This is a genomic window from Bradyrhizobium stylosanthis, assembly GCF_001641335.1.
Lineage (GTDB): Bacteria > Pseudomonadota > Alphaproteobacteria > Rhizobiales > Xanthobacteraceae > Bradyrhizobium > Bradyrhizobium stylosanthis.
On the sequence record NZ_LVEM01000001.1, the window covers coordinates 1,285,350 to 1,302,014 of the forward strand.

12 protein-coding genes are annotated in these 16,665 nt (G+C 66.7%); 6 read left to right on the forward strand and 6 right to left on the reverse strand.

What is annotated here, in order from left to right:
* Window positions 1-56 precede the first annotated feature (56 nt).
* A complete protein-coding gene (gene recG / locus A7X65_RS06370; RefSeq protein ID WP_063683427.1) occupies window positions 57-2,165 on the reverse strand; it encodes an ATP-dependent DNA helicase RecG in 2,109 nt (702 codons plus the stop codon).
* A gap of 193 nt (window positions 2,166-2,358) precedes the next feature.
* Between recG and A7X65_RS06375 the strand changes: the two genes are divergently transcribed.
* The 3 genes from A7X65_RS06375 to A7X65_RS06385 all read left to right on the forward strand — a co-directional run bounded on the left by A7X65_RS06375 (window position 2,359) and on the right by A7X65_RS06385 (window position 7,570).
* The gene (locus A7X65_RS06375) at window positions 2,359-2,649 is read left to right on the forward strand and encodes an FAD assembly factor SdhE (protein WP_063683428.1); all 291 of its coding nucleotides are present in this window, start codon (window positions 2,359-2,361) and stop codon (window positions 2,647-2,649) included.
* On the forward strand, window positions 2,646-6,164 hold the full coding sequence (mfd, locus tag A7X65_RS06380; protein ID WP_063683429.1) for a transcription-repair coupling factor: 3,519 nt from the start codon (window positions 2,646-2,648) through the stop codon (window positions 6,162-6,164). The genes A7X65_RS06375 and mfd overlap by 4 nt, the downstream gene beginning before the upstream one ends.
* Before the next feature lie 269 nt (window positions 6,165-6,433).
* A complete protein-coding gene (locus A7X65_RS06385; RefSeq protein WP_063683430.1) occupies window positions 6,434-7,570 on the forward strand; it encodes an acyl-CoA desaturase in 1,137 nt (378 codons plus the stop codon).
* Window positions 7,571-7,684: 114 nt separating this feature from the next.
* On the opposite strand, the gene A7X65_RS06390 is transcribed toward A7X65_RS06385, so the two are convergent.
* From A7X65_RS06390 to A7X65_RS06400, 3 genes are all read right to left on the reverse strand, one after another.
* On the reverse strand, window positions 7,685-8,908 hold the full coding sequence (locus A7X65_RS06390; protein ID WP_063683431.1) for a hypothetical protein: 1,224 nt from the start codon (window positions 8,906-8,908) through the stop codon (window positions 7,685-7,687).
* Window positions 8,909-8,994: 86 nt separating this feature from the next.
* Window positions 8,995-10,497 carry a class I adenylate-forming enzyme family protein gene (locus A7X65_RS06395; RefSeq protein WP_063683432.1) on the reverse strand — a complete coding sequence of 501 codons (1,503 nt, stop codon included), beginning with the start codon at window positions 10,495-10,497 and terminating at the stop codon, window positions 8,995-8,997.
* A 4-nt stretch (window positions 10,498-10,501) separates the two neighbouring features.
* Entirely contained in the window at window positions 10,502-12,346 is a 1,845-nt protein-coding gene (locus A7X65_RS06400; protein ID WP_063683433.1) for an extracellular solute-binding protein, read from the reverse strand.
* Window positions 12,347-12,606: 260 nt separating this feature from the next.
* Between A7X65_RS06400 and A7X65_RS06405 the strand changes: the two genes are divergently transcribed.
* Entirely contained in the window at window positions 12,607-13,434 is an 828-nt protein-coding gene (locus A7X65_RS06405; protein ID WP_063683434.1) for an invasion associated locus B family protein, read from the forward strand.
* A 77-nt stretch (window positions 13,435-13,511) separates the two neighbouring features.
* Here the strand turns inward: A7X65_RS06405 and hspQ are convergent, their stop codons facing one another.
* Window positions 13,512-13,844 (reverse strand): heat shock protein HspQ, encoded by a 333-nt coding sequence (gene hspQ / locus A7X65_RS06410; RefSeq protein ID WP_063683435.1) that lies wholly within the window; start codon window positions 13,842-13,844, stop codon window positions 13,512-13,514.
* A 106-nt stretch (window positions 13,845-13,950) separates the two neighbouring features.
* Between hspQ and A7X65_RS06415 the strand changes: the two genes are divergently transcribed.
* Together A7X65_RS06415 and A7X65_RS06420 are read left to right on the forward strand one after the other, a co-directional pair.
* Window positions 13,951-14,904 (forward strand): AEC family transporter, encoded by a 954-nt coding sequence (locus A7X65_RS06415; RefSeq protein ID WP_063683436.1) that lies wholly within the window; start codon window positions 13,951-13,953, stop codon window positions 14,902-14,904.
* Window positions 14,905-14,998: 94 nt separating this feature from the next.
* Window positions 14,999-15,385, forward strand: a complete 387-nt coding sequence (locus tag A7X65_RS06420) for a DUF7674 family protein (RefSeq protein ID WP_063683437.1) — start codon at window positions 14,999-15,001, stop codon at window positions 15,383-15,385.
* 24 nt (window positions 15,386-15,409) lie between these two features.
* On the opposite strand, the gene A7X65_RS06425 is transcribed toward A7X65_RS06420, so the two are convergent.
* Entirely contained in the window at window positions 15,410-16,594 is a 1,185-nt protein-coding gene (locus A7X65_RS06425; protein ID WP_063683438.1) for a UbiH/UbiF family hydroxylase, read from the reverse strand.
* Window positions 16,595-16,665: the final 71 nt, after the last annotated feature.

Here is a 16,665-nt window from a genome sequence, read left to right on the forward strand (position 1 = left end):
CAACATGCGATGTGATGGAACCTGCTGCCGGAACCTTTGTTCCGAACGCGGTCCGATCAACCCGCGCCGATCAGCGGGATCGCCTCGTCCCGTTCGTAGAGATACAGGAGGCAGCGCAGCGCCTCGCCGCGCTCGCCCTTCAGCTTGGGATCGTCCTTGAGGATGCGCAGCGCCTCGTCTCTCGCCTGGGTGATGAGCTGGCCGTGGACCTCCGAGCGCGCGATGCGATAGCCGGGCAGGCCGCTCTGGCGGACGCCGAGCACGTCGCCTTCGCCGCGCAGCTTCAAATCTTCCTCGGCGATGCGGAAGCCGTCGGTGGTCTCGCGGATCACCTTCAAGCGCGCTTTCGACATTTCGCCGAGCGGCTCGCCGTAGAGCAGGATGCAGGTCGAGGCCTCCGAGCCGCGCCCGATGCGGCCGCGCAGCTGGTGGAGCTGGGCAAGGCCGAACCGCTCGGCGTTCTCGATCACCATGATGGTGGCGGCCGGCACGTCGACGCCGACCTCGACCACCGTGGTCGCGACCAGCAGCCCGATCTCGTGGGCGGCGAACTGGCCCATCACGCGGTCCTTCTCGGTGCCCTTCATCTGGCCGTGGACGAGGCCGACGCGGTCGCCAAAACGCTTCTGCAGGCTCTCGAAACGCTTGGTCGCGTTGGTGAGGTGCTCGGTGCCCTCGGCCTCGGATTCCTCGACCAGCGGGCAGATCCAGTAGACCAGCTTGCCGGCTTCGAGCGCACGGCCGACACCTTCCATGACCTCGCTGATCCGGCTGATCGGCACGGCGCGGGTGTCGATCGGCTGGCGTCCCGCGGGCTTTTCGCGCAGCTCGGAAATGTCCATGTCGCCGAAATAGGTCAGCACCAGCGTGCGCGGGATCGGCGTTGCGCTCAGCACCAGCACGTCGACGGCTTCGCCCTTGGAGGTCAGCGCCAGCCGCTCGCGCACGCCAAAGCGGTGCTGCTCGTCGACGATGGCAAGCGCGAGGTCTTTGAAGATCACATCGTCCTGGATCAGTGCGTGGGTGCCGACCAGGAGATCGATCTCGCCCTCGGCGAGCTGGGCGATGATCTCGCGCCGCTCCTTGCCCTTTTCGCGGCCGGTGAGGATCGCCACGCGCAGGCCGGCGCGCTCGGCGAGCGGGGCGATGGTCTTGATGTGCTGGCGCGCGAGGATCTCGGTCGGGGCCATCAGCGCGGCCTGCTTGCCGACCTCGGCCACCGCGGCAGCCGCGAGCAGCGCCACGACCGTCTTGCCCGAGCCGACGTCGCCCTGGAGCAGGCGCAGCATGCGCACCGGCTGTTGCAGATCGTTGGCGATCGCTGCTGCCGCGTCGCGCTGGGAGGTGGTCAATGCATAGGGCAGGGCGTCGATGATCTTGTGGCGCAGATGCCCGTCGCCGGCATTGCGCACGCCGGCGGGGCGGCGCAGTTGCGCGCGGATCAGGGCGAGTGCGAGCTGTCCGGCCAAGAGCTCGTCGAAGGCGAGGCGGGACCAGAACGGCCGGTCGGGCAGGATGTCGGTGAGCTCGACCGGCTGGTGCACGCGGGTGAGGGCTTCCGCGATTGGCGGGAAGTGGCAGCGGCGCATCACTTCGGGGCTGATCCATTCCGGCAAGGCGGGCAGCTTCTGCAGCGCCTGCGTGATCGCGCGGCGGAGCGAGCCGAGCGCGAGGCCCTCCGTCAGCGGATAGACCGGGTCGATGCCGGAGAGTTTCGAGATCGCCTCCTCATCCAGCACGCGGTCGGGATGCACGATCTGTGGGATGCCGTCATACATCTGCAGCGTGCCCGAGACGTAGCGCTTCTCGCCGACGGGCAGCAGCTTCTCGACATAGCCGGGCTTGGCGCGGAAGAAGGTCAGCACGAGGTCGCCGGTATCGTCGCTGGCATAGACCAGATACGGCGCGCGCGCGTTGCGCGGCGGGGGCGGGCGGTGGCGGTCGACGGTCACCTCCAGCGTCACCATGGTTCCCTGCGCGGCGTCGCGGATCTTCGGCCGGGACCGGCGGTCGATGACCTGGCTCGGCAGATGCAGCAAGAGGTCGACCAGCCGCGGCGTCTCGCTCCGGCTGAGCAGGTATTGCAGCAGCTTGTCCTGCTTCGGACCGACGCCGGCCAGGCTGGTCACGAGGGCAAACAGCGGATTGAGCAGGCTGGGGCGCATTCTCGCAACATTCGTCATGCGCGGGCTCGACCCGCGCATCCATCTTTTCAAGGAGGATGGATTGCCGGGTCAAGCCCGGCAATGACGGTCCCCAAACAATTGCAAAAACAAAGGGCTGACACCGGCGGTCCCAATGGCTATATCAGCCCCGCCCGGCACGTCCGGGCTTTCTGCGTTTGACTGGATTTGAGACATGACGGGAACGACACGATCGAGCAGCGGGCTGGACGAGCGCCGCAAGCGGCTTCTGTTCCGCTGCTGGCACCGCGGCACGCGCGAGATGGACCTGATCCTCGGCCGCTTCGCCGATGCCGAGATCGGCAACCTGTCCGACGCGGAGCTGACCGAGCTCGAGACCCTGCTCGAGGTCAACGATCCCGATCTCTATGCCGCCATCACCGGCGACAAGGTGCTGCCGGCCGACGTCACCGGCGCGCTGTTTGCCCGCATCAAGGCGTTCCCGATTACGGACGGCAATCTATGAAAACGGGGATGAAGTCGCCGGCCGAGCTGCTCACGCCCGGCCGCGCGGTGACGCTTGCCAATGTGGCCGAGGGCGCGGAAGGCCTCGTCGTCTCCGATCTGGCGCGGGCGATCGCGGCGCGGCCGAAGAAGCCGGCCGTCAGCCTTGCCGTGGTCTGCCGCGACGGCGCGCGCATGCAGCAGCTCGAACGCGCGCTGCGGTTCTTTTCGCCCGATCTGCCGGTGCTGACCTTCCCGGCCTGGGACTGCCAGCCCTATGACCGCGTCTCGCCGCATGGCGGCATCCTCGCCCAGCGCCTGACCACGCTGGCGCGGCTGGCCCCGCTCACCGGCAGCGACAAGCCGCTGATCGTGCTGACCACGGTGAACGCCGTGGTGCAGCGCGTGCCCGCGCGCGAGCTGGTCGCGGCGCAGGCGCTGTCGGTTGCCCCGGGCAATGTGGTGCCGATGGACACCGTCGTCGCCTGGCTGGAGCACAACGGCTACAACCGCTCCTCGACCGTGCGCGAGCCCGGCGAATACGCCGTGCGCGGCGGCATCCTCGACCTGTTTCCCGCCGGCCTCGAGCAGCCGGTCCGCTTCGACTTCTTCGGCGACAGCCTGGAATCGATCCGCTCCTTCGATGCCGAGACCCAGCGCACGATGCTCGACATGCGCTCGCTCGATCTGGTGCCGGTCTCCGAATTCCAGCTCGTCACCGACACCATCCGCCGTTTCCGCATGGGCTATGTCGCCGAGTTCGGCGCGCCCGAGCGCGATGATGCGCTGTACGAGGCCGTCAGCGAGGGCCGCCGCCATCCCGGCATGGAGCACTGGCTGCCGCTGTTCCAGGACCGCATGGACACGCTGTTCGACTATCTGCAAGGGGCAGTCGTCGCGATCGAGCCGCAGGCCGAGGACGCGGTCCGCGAGCGCTTCAAGCAGATCCAGGACTATTACGAGGCCAGGCGCGATGCGATGGAGCATCCCGGCGGCGGCGCCATCTACAAGCCGCTGCCCCCGGACCGGCTCTATCTGACCGACGCGGAATGGACCAAGCGCCTCGGCGACATTCCGCTGGCGCGGCTGACGGCATTCTCGGTGCCGACCGACGGCATCAGCGTCGTCGATGCCGGCGCGCGCAAGGGCCGCGATTTCGCGCCGGAGCGCAACGACTCCACCGTCAACGTGTTCGAGTCCGTCGTCAGCCACGTGATGGCACTGCAGGCCCAGCGCAAGAAGGTCGTGATCGCGCTCTGGAGCGAAGGCTCGCGCGACCGCATGACCTCGATGTTGCGCGACCACAAGCTGACCCACACCACCAGCGTCAATTCCTGGCGGACGGTGCAGGCGACCCCGCGCAACGAGACCATGCTCGCCGTACTCGGCCTCGAGAGCGGTTTCGAGACCGACGAGATCGCGCTGATCAGCGAGCAGGACATTCTGGGCGACCGCCTGGTGCGGCCGCGCAAGGCGAGCCGCAAGCTCGACAATTTCATCTCGGAGGTGACGAGCCTCACCGCCGGCGACATCGTCGTCCATGTCGATCACGGCATCGGCCGCTTCATCGGCCTGCAGACGCTGGACGTTGCCGGCGCGCCGCACGACTGCCTCGAGCTGCATTACGCCGCCGAGACCAAGCTGTTCCTGCCGGTCGAGAACATCGAGCTGCTGTCGCGCTACGGCTCCGACCAGACCACGGTCGAGCTCGATCGCCTCGGCGGCTCCGGCTGGCAGACCCGCAAAGCGAAGCTGAAGAACCGCATCCGCGAGATCGCGGGCGAGCTGATCAAGATCGCTGCCGCGCGCCATCTGCACGAAGCGCCCAAGCTTCCGGTGCAGCAGGGTCTCTACGACGAGTTCTGTGCGCGCTTCCCCTATGACGAGACCGAGGACCAGCTCGGCGCGATCGAATCCACCCTGAAGGATCTCGAGCTCGGCCGACCCATGGACCGCCTGATCTGCGGCGACGTCGGCTTCGGCAAGACCGAGGTGGCGCTCCGCGCCGCGTTTGCCGTTGCGCTCGAAGGCAAGCAGGTCGCGGTCGTGGTCCCGACCACGCTTTTGGCGCGCCAGCATGCAAAGACCTTCACCGAGCGTTTCAAGGGCTTTCCGGTGAACGTGGCGCAGGCCTCGCGCCTGATCGCAACCAAGGAGCTGAACCAGGTCAAGAAGGGCATCGCAGACGGGTCGGTGGACATCGTCGTCGGCACGCATGCGTTGCTGGGGAAAGCCATCAAGTTCCGCGATCTCGGCCTCGTCATCGTCGACGAGGAGCAGCATTTCGGCGTCACCCACAAGGAGCGGCTGAAGGCGCTGCGCTCCGAGGTGCACGTGCTGACGCTGTCGGCAACGCCGATCCCGCGCACGCTGCAGCTGGCGCTGACCGGCGTGCGCGAGCTCTCGATCATCGCATCGCCCCCCGTCGATCGCCTGGCGGTCCGCACCTTCGTCGCCCCGCACGATCCGCTGATGATCCGCGAGGCGCTGCTGCGCGAGCGCTATCGCGGCGGCCAGGCGTTCTACGTGGTGCCGCGCATCGACGACCTCGCCGAGGTCAAGGACTTCCTCGACAAGAACGTGCCGGAGATGAAGGTCGCGGTCGCGCACGGCCAGATGCCGCCCGCCGTGATCGAGGACATCATGACCGCGTTCTACGACGGCAAGTTCGACATCCTCTTGTCCACCACGATCGTGGAGTCCGGCCTCGACATCCCCAACGCCAACACGCTGATCGTGCACCGCGCCGACATGTTCGGTCTCGCCCAGCTCTACCAGCTCCGCGGTCGCGTCGGCCGCTCCAAGCTACGGGCCTACGCACTGTTCACGCTGCCGGCGCAGCAGAAGATCACGGCGCAGGCCGAGCGCCGGCTCACCGTGCTGCAATCGCTGGAGACGCTGGGGGCAGGCTTCCAGCTCGCATCGCACGACCTCGACATCCGCGGCGCCGGCAATCTGCTCGGCGAGGAGCAGTCGGGCCACATCAAGGAGGTCGGCTTCGAGCTCTATCAATCGATGCTGGAGGAGGCGATCGTCAATCTCAAGGCCGGCGTGTCCGAGCCCGCGGCCGACCGCTGGTCGCCGTCGATCACCATCGGCATGCCCGTGCTCATTCCGGAGGATTACGTCAGCGATCTCTCGGTGCGGCTGTCGCTGTACCGGCGTCTCGCCGATCTCGACACCGAGGAGGAAATCGAGAACTTCGGCGCCGAGATGCGCGACCGCTTCGGCGTGCTGCCGGACGAGGTGCGCTACCTGTTCAAGGTCGCCGCGATCAAGGCGTTCTGCCGCCGGGCCAATGTCGAGAAGATCGACGCCGGCCCGAAGGGAGCCGTCATCGTCTTCCGCGACAATTCCTTCGCCTATCCCGATCGCCTCGTCACCTTCATCCGCAGCTACGGCCAGGCCGCCAAGGTGCGGCCCGACATGAAGGTGGTATTTTTACAGGACTGGGAGACGCCAGAGGAGCGGCTGGCCGGAACCACCGAGATCATGCGGCAGCTGGCGCAGCTCGCCGAGAGCAAGAAGGCGGCGTAGAGGCTCTCCTGGGCCGCTGAAGAGGTATTTGGACACAATTACAGCGACATATGGCCACTTGCGGAATGATCGAGCAACAGCCATGTTCGATCCATCGAGCTCGGGCCGAAACGAATCGGCCCGTTCATGGAGCTTCTGGTTCGTGCGCCCCGCGACTGGTTTACCGGCCGCGGGTTTTTTGTACCCGCCCAACTGAAACTGATGAGGTCGCAAGCGTGTCTATCAATATCGGTTCAGGCCCGGACAATGACGACGAGCACGACGACGTCATGTATCCTCAGGTCCTGCCGTTTGTCCTGGTTCACGCGGGATGCTTCGCGGCGATCTGGTCAGGTATCTCGTGGCAGGCCGTGACGATCTGTGTGGCCCTGTACTGGCTGCGCATGTTCGGGATCACGGCCGGCTATCATCGCTACTTCTCGCATCGCTCCTACGCGACCAGCCGGGTGTTTCAGTTCATCCTGGCTTTCCTGGCCCAGAGCAGCGCCCAGAAGAGCGTGCTGTGGTGGGCCGCCAAGCATCGGCACCATCATCTTCATTCCGACACGGCGCATGACGTGCATTCGCCCCGGCACAAGGGCTTCCTCTACAGCCATGTCAGCTGGATCTTCTACCGTCAGCACGATGCAACCGACCTCGTGAAGGTCTCGGACCTCGCGTCCTATCCCGAGCTGATGTGGCTGCACCGGCTGGAGCTGCTGCCGGCGTTCGTGCTCGCGGGCCTCTGCTTCCTCGTCGCCGGCTGGTCGGGGCTCGTGGTCGGATTCCTCTGGAGCACCGTGCTGGTGTATCACGCCACGTTCTGCATCAACTCGCTCGCGCATGTTCACGGACGCAAGCGCTATGTGACCGGCGACGACTCCCGCAACAACTGGCTGCTCGCGCTCTTCACCATGGGCGAAGGCTGGCACAACAACCATCACGCCTATCAGGCCAGCGCGCGGCAAGGCTTCTACTGGTATGAGATCGATCTGACCTATTACATCCTGGTGGTCCTGTCGTGGCTCGGCATCGTCCGGGATTTGAAGACGCCGCCCAAGCTGGTCCTGCGCAACGAGCATCGGCTGGGATCGCGCGCGGTCAAGCAGGCGGCCGAGCAGCTCGCGGCCCGCTTCAACCCTGAGCACATCGCGCACGCGATCAGGACGTCGATCCACGAGACCGAATTGTCGGTGCGGGATACGCTTGTTCAGTTGCAGCACCACGCCGATCTGCGCCTCGCCAGCATGCCGACGCGCGAGCAGCTGCTGGCCGAAGCCCAGCGCATGTTCGCCAAGACGATCTCGCTCGACGACATCGTCGACCGCGCCCACGAGCTTCTGAACGAGACCGTTGGCTTTCTCCTGGCCGCTCCTGCGCCTGCTCTGGCGACCAGCGCGCAACCGGTAACAAAGGGCAACGGCTAGCGCGCACTGCCGTAGGGTGGGCAAAGCGAAGCGTGCCCACGGCTTTCGTCGTTGTTGAAGATGGTGGGTAGGGCGCCGCGCGCCTTTGCCCACCCTACGGCAGCGAGCTTGGGGTTACGACGCCGCCCTCGACGCGTCAGCCGACAGCCGGGCCAGCAGCGACCTTGCCGTATCCGACGGCGACAGCGAGTCCACGCTGACCACGGGATCGCTGCGCATCTCGTGCTTGCCGTTCGAGGTGTGCCGCATCACCGCCGACAAACGCCGGGCGATCATGTGCGCCGTGCGGAAGTCGGTTTCCGCAAACACGACGATAACCGAACCATCCTTCTGTGCTGCGCCAAAATCCATCTGCCGCATCAGGCGGCTGAGGATGCGCGCGGCATCGAGCTGGGCGCGGGGATTGTTGGGATCGAAGGCGAAGCGTGCCACCGACAGGCCGCCGCCGCGGGCGAGCGCCTGCTCGACCGCCTTGGCGAAGTCGCGGGCGAAGGCTTCCGTCGTCAGGAGGCCGCTGCGCGGGTCGAGCCAGCCGCCGGCGTCGATCGAACGCAGCGTGCGGCTCAGTTGCGCTTCCATCGCGTGCTGGCGGATCAGCGGCAGCGCATTGGCGGCGACCTTCGCCGGTTCGCCCACGATCAGCTCGAGATTGGGCAGGTCGTAGCTCTGCACCAGCTGGTGCGCGGTGACGACGACGGGCAGGGTGCGGAAGCGGGTGTCCTCGGCGAGCACCGTCAGGAAGGCGTCGGTCACGCGCGCGGTGAACCCTTCGGCGAGCACGACGCCGTCAATGTCGCGGGTGTTGAGATGCTTGGCCGCGGCCTCGATCGAGAGCGCGCCGACCACGCCGACGCGCTCGCCGAGCGCGACGGAGAGGGCGGGATAGGCCGCACCGCGGCCGATCAGCAGCACGGTGGCATCGCGCGACGGGTCGCCCTCGGGCAGCGCGACCTTCGCCTCGGGCAGCCGGCGCAGCATGGTCGAATGCAGGGTGCGGACGCGGAGCGCGGCGCGCAGCCGCGCGCTCAGGCGGTCGGGCTGGCCGCCGCGCGAGGCGAAGGGCAGGGCGTTGGGCGGCAGTGCCCCCGGCGCATCCAGGGCCACGAAGGGCAGGTAAGGCGATTGGTCAGCGATCTTCCTGGCGAGCGGCGCCAGATACGGCTCGTGCCCGCCTTGCATCGCGGCGAGCACCGCGGCCGGCTGCACCTGCTCGACCGCGCGCGCTGCGCTGGCCCAGTCGGTGTCGATCACGGGGAAGAGCCGGGCCTCATCCAGCGCCGCAACGAAGGCGGGGCGCTCGGCATTGGACACAAACAGGATCGGGCCCGCCTGGGACATTCGGAAACTCTGACTCGCGCAACAGGTGTCGCGCAATCTAGTCCGGTCGCCTTAATGCGGCGTCAATGGAACCGGCGAAACTGCGCTCAGGCCGGCCCGGAGCGGTCACGAAAAGCCTCGACCATCAGAGGGTTAAGCCCGAGCTCGCTGAGCGCCTCGCGGGCGCGGGCATTGTCCTGGGCCCGTCCTGCCAGCCGGTGCCCCGAGAGCCGGTCGGGCAGCGCGGTGAGCAGGGCACCCTGGCCGAGCCGGCGCGCCCATTCCTGCAGGTCGTTGGAGAGGAAACGGTAGCCGCCGACCGCCATGATGCCGGAGGGCGGTGCGGTGATGCAGATCGCCCCGCTCGGCCGGTCGAGCCGCGCGGCATAGCCGGTGTCGACATAGTCGCGCGGCGGCTGCGCCGTCAGCGTCTCGCCGACCGGCTGCGGCGGAGCATAAGCCGCGATCGGCACCATCGCCCCGCGCAGCCCGAGCGTGCCCTTCGGCGTCAGCAGGATCTCGCCGGCGATCGAGGATCCCGCCTGTTCGCGCGGCGCACCGTGCGGTCCCGGCATGACAGGCACCGGCATGCCGTCCTCGCCGCGGCGGGCGCCGAACAGTCCGGCCTCGCCGAACAGGTAGATGTCGGTGAGCGGCGCATGCGGCGCGATCCAGGCGTCGCTTGCCGCGACCTGCTCCGGCGCGCGCCACAGGCCGACGACGTTGCGCAAGCTCGGCAACCGCGCCGCGAGATCGGAATCGCCGAGCCGGAGCGCGAGTTGCGCCGGCGCGATCAGCACCTCGCATTCGTGCTCGTTGATCTGTTGCTCCAGCACGTCGTTCTCGAACGGATGATGCAGCGCCAGCGTGCCGCCCGACAGCAGCCACACCCCGAGCGAGGAGGCGAGGCCCGCAAACGACATCGGCGTGAACGCCGCCATCACGGTCGCGCCCTGCTTGATGTCGGCTTCGAGCGACATCGCCAGAGCGCCGGCGATCAGGCTGAAATGCGGCCGCGGCACCGGGCGAAAGCCCTCCGCCGTGACGTCGAAGGAGATCATCGCCGCCTTGCGGCCGTCCTGGATCACGGCGCGCGTGGTGCCCGGCGGGCGCGCCAGGACGTCGTCGAGCGAGGCCATTCCTTCGGGCAGATTGGCTCCGAAGCCGAAGACGTGGCGGATCGAGAAGGCCTCGGCCGCGGCGTGCATCGCGAGGTCGGCATAGCTGACGCCGTCGACCGTGCTCATGGTGACGATGGCACGCGCCGCCGTGCGGTTCAGCGCCGCGGTCAGCTCCGCGTGCCGCCACAGCAGCGGCAGCACGGCGACGACGAGGCCGGCGCGATGGGCGGCAAGCACGGTGAGCACGAACTCGACCGTGTTGGGGAGCTGGATCGCGATGACGGAATTGGCCGGCAGGCCCGATTCGACGAAATGGGCCGACAGCGCCTCGATGGCGGTATCGGCCTCGGCATAGCTCATCCGCCGCGGCTGATGCCCGGTGATGCGCGCCTTGTTGAGCGGATCGAGCAGGGCGGCCGCATGCGGCTGCCGCATCAGCGTGCGCTGAAACAGCGTGTCGAGCGTCGGCGATACGGCTTGCTGGTTCACGGCGTCACTTCGTTTGCGTCGCTTGAGGCTCACCCTTCGACCACCAGGTCTCCGGCAGGTAGCCGGACAACGCGGTAGTCTTTGGCCGTTCTATCCGATTCCAACGCGCGATCCATTGCTCGGATACGTTAAACAGCGGGATTGTGTAGAAGCCCGCGATCAGGGCGCGGTCGAGCGCGCGCACCGCCGAGACGAAATCCGTATGTTCACGGGCCTCGAGCAGGGCACCGATCATGGCGTCGACGGCGGGATCCCTGGCGCCCATGTAGTTGCGGGTGCCGGGATTGCCGGCGGCCGCGCTGCCCCAATAGAAATACTGCTCGTTGCCGGGCGACAGCGACTGGTCCCAGCGGTTCTGGATCATGTCGAACTCGTAGCCGAGCCGGCGCTGGTCGAATTGCACGGGGTCCACCGCGCGCACGCTGGCCTCGATGCCGGCGCGCTTGAGGTCGCGCTGGAAGGCGAGCGCGATGCGTTCCTGGTCGCGGGTGGTGACCAGGATCTCGAAGGCGAATGGCGCCTTGGTCGTGCGGTTGCGCAGCACGGTGCCGTCGAGATCGTAGCCGGCCTCCGCCAGCAGCTTGAGCGCAGCGCGCAGCGTCGTGCGGTCGCGGCCCGAACCATCGGTCACGGGCAGGCGGTAGCTGCCCTCCATGATGTCGGACGGGATCTGCGCGGCGAAGGGTTTTAGCAACTCGCGCTCGCGCGCATCGGCGGGCTTGCCATAGGCCGACAGGTCCGAGCCGGCGAAATAGCCGGCGACGCGCGAATAGAGGCCAAAGAAGTAGTTGCGGTTGACCAGCTCGAAGTCGAACAACAGCGTCAGGGCCTTCCGCACCCTGATGTCGGCGAAGACCGGACGGCGGGTGTTGAAGACCAGGAATTCGGACGGCTGCGGCACGCCGGGCTTGACGGTGTCGCGGATCACCTCGCCGCTTCTGGCGGCCGGAAAATCGTAGCCGTCGTGCCAGCGCAGCGGTTCGTGCTCGACGCGGAAATCGTAGAGGCCGCGCTTGAACGCCTCGAACTGGCCGTTCGCCTCGCGAAAATAGTCGAGCCTGATCTCGTCGAAATTGTAGAGCCCGCGATTGATGGCGAGATCGCGCCCCCAATAATCCGGATTGCGCGTCAGCGTGACGCTAGCGCCCGGTTTCACGGCGGTGACGCGATAGGGGCCGGAGGCGACCGGCGCCGCCAGCGACGTCTCCTCGAAGGTCGCAACGTCGACCGCGTGCTTCGGCAGGATCGGCATCAGGCCGAGGATCAGCGGAAGCTCGCGGTCGTTGGCGCCTGCGAGGTCGAAGCGGACGGTGAGGGGATCGGGCGCCTCGGCCTTCGCGACCTTGCTGTAATATTGCCGGTGATTGGGACGGCCGTGGTCGCGCAGCAGCTGCCAGGAGAACAGCACGTCCTCGGCCGTGACCTGCTTGCCGTCGGAGAAGCGCGCGCGCGGATCGATATGGAACGTCACGAAGGACCGCTCGTCGTCGGTCTCGACGGTCCGGGCGAGCAGGCCGTACAGCGTGAACGGCTCGTCCTGGCCGCGGGCGAGCAGGCTCTCGACCACATAGTTGCGAACCGGCTGCACCGCCAATCCCTTCACAATGAAGGGATTGAGGCTGTCAAAGGTTCCGAGAATGCCCCAGGTCAGCCGGCCGCCCTTGCGGGCGTCAGGGTTGACGTAGGGCATGTGGGTGAAATCGGGGGGCATCGCCGGCTTGCCGTGCATGGCGATGGCATGGGCTTCCTCGGCCCGCGCAGGGCCTGCCGGCAGCCCGGCCACAAGCGCGAAGGCGATGACGCAGAGGCGGAGACCGGGGCCCTCGAAGAGGCGCTGGAACATGAACATCGGCACACGTTGATTCGAGGACCGGCGGGCCTGAATCCTATCACAGGGAATTTGACCGGACGCGCCTGCGGATGTGGCCAAACATGGTTGTCGGCATTGATCTTTTCGTCGGCCACGCTAAGAAGGCACCCGATCGCGCAAGAGCGTCGAGCCCGTCACTTATCTGCCTCAATTGACGGGGAGAGAGCCGCGCCCAAGGCGGCTTGGTTCGGTGCTTCGGAGCGGTTCGGGCGCTTCCCGTTCAGAAAGGGTTTTCTGCAATGAATTTCCGTTATTTGGCCGCGTCCGTCCGGCCGCGCGGGCGAGTTCTCGCCCTGTTGACGGCGACGGCATTGGTCGTTCCGTTTGCTGCCGAGGCCCAGACCCCGGCGCCGGCCCCCGGTGCGCCCGCCGCGCCCAAGGCGGCCCCGGCTCCGAAGGCGGCTCCCAAGGCTGCCCCCAAGGCTCCCGCTCCGGCCGCCCAGGCGCCCGCACAGCAGGCTCCGGCCGCAGGCGCCCCTGCGCAGCAGGGCGCGGCTCAGCCGGCTGACCAGCAGATCCAGCTGATCTACGCCCCCTGGACCAAGTTCTGCCTCAAGGGCCAGGACGCCAACGCCAAGCAGGTCTGCTTTACCGGCAAGGACGGCCGCATCGAGTCGGGCCAGCCGGTCATCGCCGCCGTCATCATCGAGCCGGAAGGCGAGCCGAAGAAGATCCTGCGCGTGACGCTGCCGCTCGGCATGCAGCTCGTGCACGGCACCCGCATCATCGTGGACGGCAACGCGCCGCTGCAGCAGCCCTACGTGATCTGCTTCCAGAACGGCTGCATGTCGGACTACGAGGCCACGCCCGAGCTCATCAACAGCATGAAGAAGGGCCAGAACCTCGTTGTTCAGGCAATCAACGCCAACGGCGCGCCGCTGACCCTGCCGCTGCCGCTCGCCGGCGAATTCCAGAAGGCCTATGACGGTCCGCCGACCGATCCGAAGGTGTTCGAGGAAACCCAGAAGAAGCTCCAGGAAGAGCTTCAGAAGAAGGCCGACGAGCAGCGCAAGAAGCTCGAGCAGGGCGGTGGTGCCCCCGGCGCCGCGCCGGCCGGCCAGAAGTAATCGGGCTCGAATCCCGGACATGAAAAAGGCGCTCGCAAGAGCGCCTTTTTTGCTGGCCGCTGGTGTGCGGCGAAACCTCAGTTCAGCGACGGATTGCGCGGGCGATAACCGCCGTCCTTGTTCTTGATGAAGATCTCGGCGACCTGGGAATGCCGGATCGGCTCGCCGGAATCATCCGGCACCAGGTTCTGCTCGGAGACGTAGGCGACGTACTCGGACTCCGCGTTCTCCGCGAGCAGGTGGTAGAACGGCTGGTCCTTGTGGGGCCGCACCTCCTCGGGAATGGACAGCCACCACTCCTCGGTGTTGTTGAATTCCGGATCGATGTCGAAGATCACGCCCCGGAACGAGAAGATCCGGTGGCGCACGACCTGTCCGATCTGGAATTTGGCGGTCCGCGCTTTAATCATCCCCCGTCGATAGACCAGGATTGTGGCCGATGCTAGTGCCCTGATCTGGAATTAACCTTCGCCTGCTGGGCGGATAACCCCCAGGTCTTCAGAAAACACTTCACCAATGGCCGATATCCTCAATCTGGCGCTACCTTATTTTGGCTTGATCTTCGTTGGGTTTGCCTGTGGCAAGGTCAAATCGCTGCCGGAATCAGGCCTCGCCTGGATGAACTTCTTCCTGCTCTACGTGTCGTTGCCGGCGCTGCTGTTCGCGATCATGTCGAAGACGCCGTTTGCGGAGCTGAACAACCCGCCGTTCCTGATCGCGACGACATTGTCGACCGTTGTCGCGTTCACCCTGGCGCTGGTCGTCGGCAAGGTGCTGGGACGCCTGACATTGCGCGAGGCGACGCTCGCAGGTCTCTCCGGCGGCTACGGCAATATCGGCTACATGGGACCGGGGCTGGCGCTCGCCGTGCTCGGGACCAAGGCTGCCGCGCCGACCGCGCTGATCTTCTGCTGCGACAGCATCTTCCTGTTCACGATCGTGCCGCTGCTGATCGAGCTGTCGGATCGGGACCATCCCTCGATCGTGCACGCCTTCGGCGTCGTGCTGAAGCAGATCGTGCTCAACCCGCTGATCATGTCGGCCTGCTTCGGCGCGGCGGTGGCGGCGCTGCATATCGAGCTGCCGGTCGCGCTCGATCGCACCATCACCTTCCTCCAGAACGCGGCCGCGCCGACCGCGCTGTTCGTGCTCGGCGTGACCGTGGCGCTGCGTCCGTTCGACCGCGTGCCTTGGGAAGTGCCCGGTGTGATCGCGGTGAAGCTTCTGATCCATCCGCTTGCGGCGTTCGGCCTGATGCTGGCGTTCGGCCCGTTCGCCCAGCCCTGGGCCGCGACCGCCGTGCTGATGGCCTCGCTGCCGCCGGCGCTGAACGTGTTCGTCATCGCAAGGCAGAACGATGCCTGGATCGAATCCGCCTCCGTCGCCGTGCTGCTCGGGACGTTCGGTTCGGTGGTCACGCTGACCACCGTGATGTGGCTGCTCCAGACCGGACGGCTGGCGTTTCCGTGAGGCAGGTGGCTAGTGGAACTAACATCAACTGATTCATCGTTGGAATTGGGTCTGCCTCGATTGGTGGCTTCTGCACACGCTAGATGGCCCCACTATGCCTGAGGATCGTTTTCTTGATCGGATCGCAAATCTTGCGCCGCAATTGAGCAAGCCGCTCGATGCATTGAGAGCGGAGTGGGCACCTGAAGGGGTGCCCGTGACGCTCGCTGGAGCCAGATTGGCGGAGGCTCTGATCGAGAATTTCGACCAACTGCCACAGACCACGGTAAGATCTGTCTTTGAGCTCTGCGAGCAGGCGCTGGAAGATGGTTCGGCTGAAGAGCAGGCCGCTTTTTCGACGGGTTTTCTTGAAGCGCTGCAGCACGCGGACGGCAGGCTAGCATTCGATTTTACGGAGCTGATTGGCTTCCTCGGGGCAAAGTCTAAAGCGCATTGCCTATCGATGGATAAGTTCTGGAAGGCTACCACGCGCGGCTTGTAGAGAATCTACTTCCATCCAACGGAATCACCGCCGCCAGGTCGGTGTCAGGCCCTCGCGCATGGCAAAGCGGCGGAGCGGGCCGATGGCGCCGAGCAGGTGCATGCCGACGGCGCGGACCGGCTGCAGCGGCAGGAAGTCGTTGAGCAGGGAGCGGTTGGCGATGTCGATCGCGAAGGTGCGGCTCAGGATGTCCGGACGCCGCGCCCGGTCGTAGCGCTTGAGCACCTCGTCCGAGCCGGGATCTTCGCCGGCCGCGATGGCTTCGCCCGCGAGCCGCGCGATGTCGGCGGCGTCGCGCAGGCCGAGATTGAGGCCCTGCGCGCCGATCGGCGGGACCACATGGGCGGCTTCCCCGACCAGCGCGACCCGGTCGCGGCCGAACGATTTCGGACGCTCGATCGCCAGCGGGAACAGGTTGCGCCCGGGCTCCACCGTCATGCGTCCGAGGATCGAATGCGACTGCTTCTCGATCGCGGCGGACAGCTCTTCGTCGCTGAGACCGCGCAGCTGCTCGGCGTCCCCAGGGGCCGCGACCCAGACGATGCTGGAGCGGTTGCCGGGCAGGGGCACGAACACGCAGGGACCGTGGGACGTGTGGAACTCGGTCGAGACGTTGCGATGCGGCCTGATATGGCCGACGTTGAAGGTCAGCGCGGTTTGCGACAGATCCCGCCGAGTCACCGCAATGCCGGCCGCCTCCCGGCACAGCGAATGCCGGCCGTCGGCGCCGACCACCAGCCGGGCCGAGAGGAATTGCGCGGAGGCGGTGCGGATCGCGACGTCGCCGGCCTCGATGACGACGCTCTCGGCCTCGTCGTCGAAACGGACGATGCCGGGCAGCTCGGCGGCGCGCTCTTCCAGCGCCAGCATCAGCGAGCGGTTGTCGATGTTGTAGCCGAAGGCGTCGAGCCCGATCTCGTGACAGGAGAACCGGACCTCGGGGCTGCGGAACAGCCGGCCGGTGTCGTCGACGAGCCGCATCACCTCGAGCGCGGCCGCCTTGTCCCTGCAGCGCGGCCAGACGTCGAGGCCTTCGAGCAGATCGACGGAGGCGCCCAGCAGCGCGGTGGTGCGATTGTCGGCATAGGGCAGTCGCCGCGCCACCAGCGCGGTCCGCGCGCCCGTCTGCGCCAATGCGATGGCCGCCGCGAGCCCGGCCGGTCCGCCGCCGATTACGGCCGTGTCAAACAGTGTCGATGCGTCTGTCATGGAACGACAAATGACACGCTCCGCGGCAAATTCAAGCCCACCTATTTTGCCTAGGTTTTATGGCGAATTGT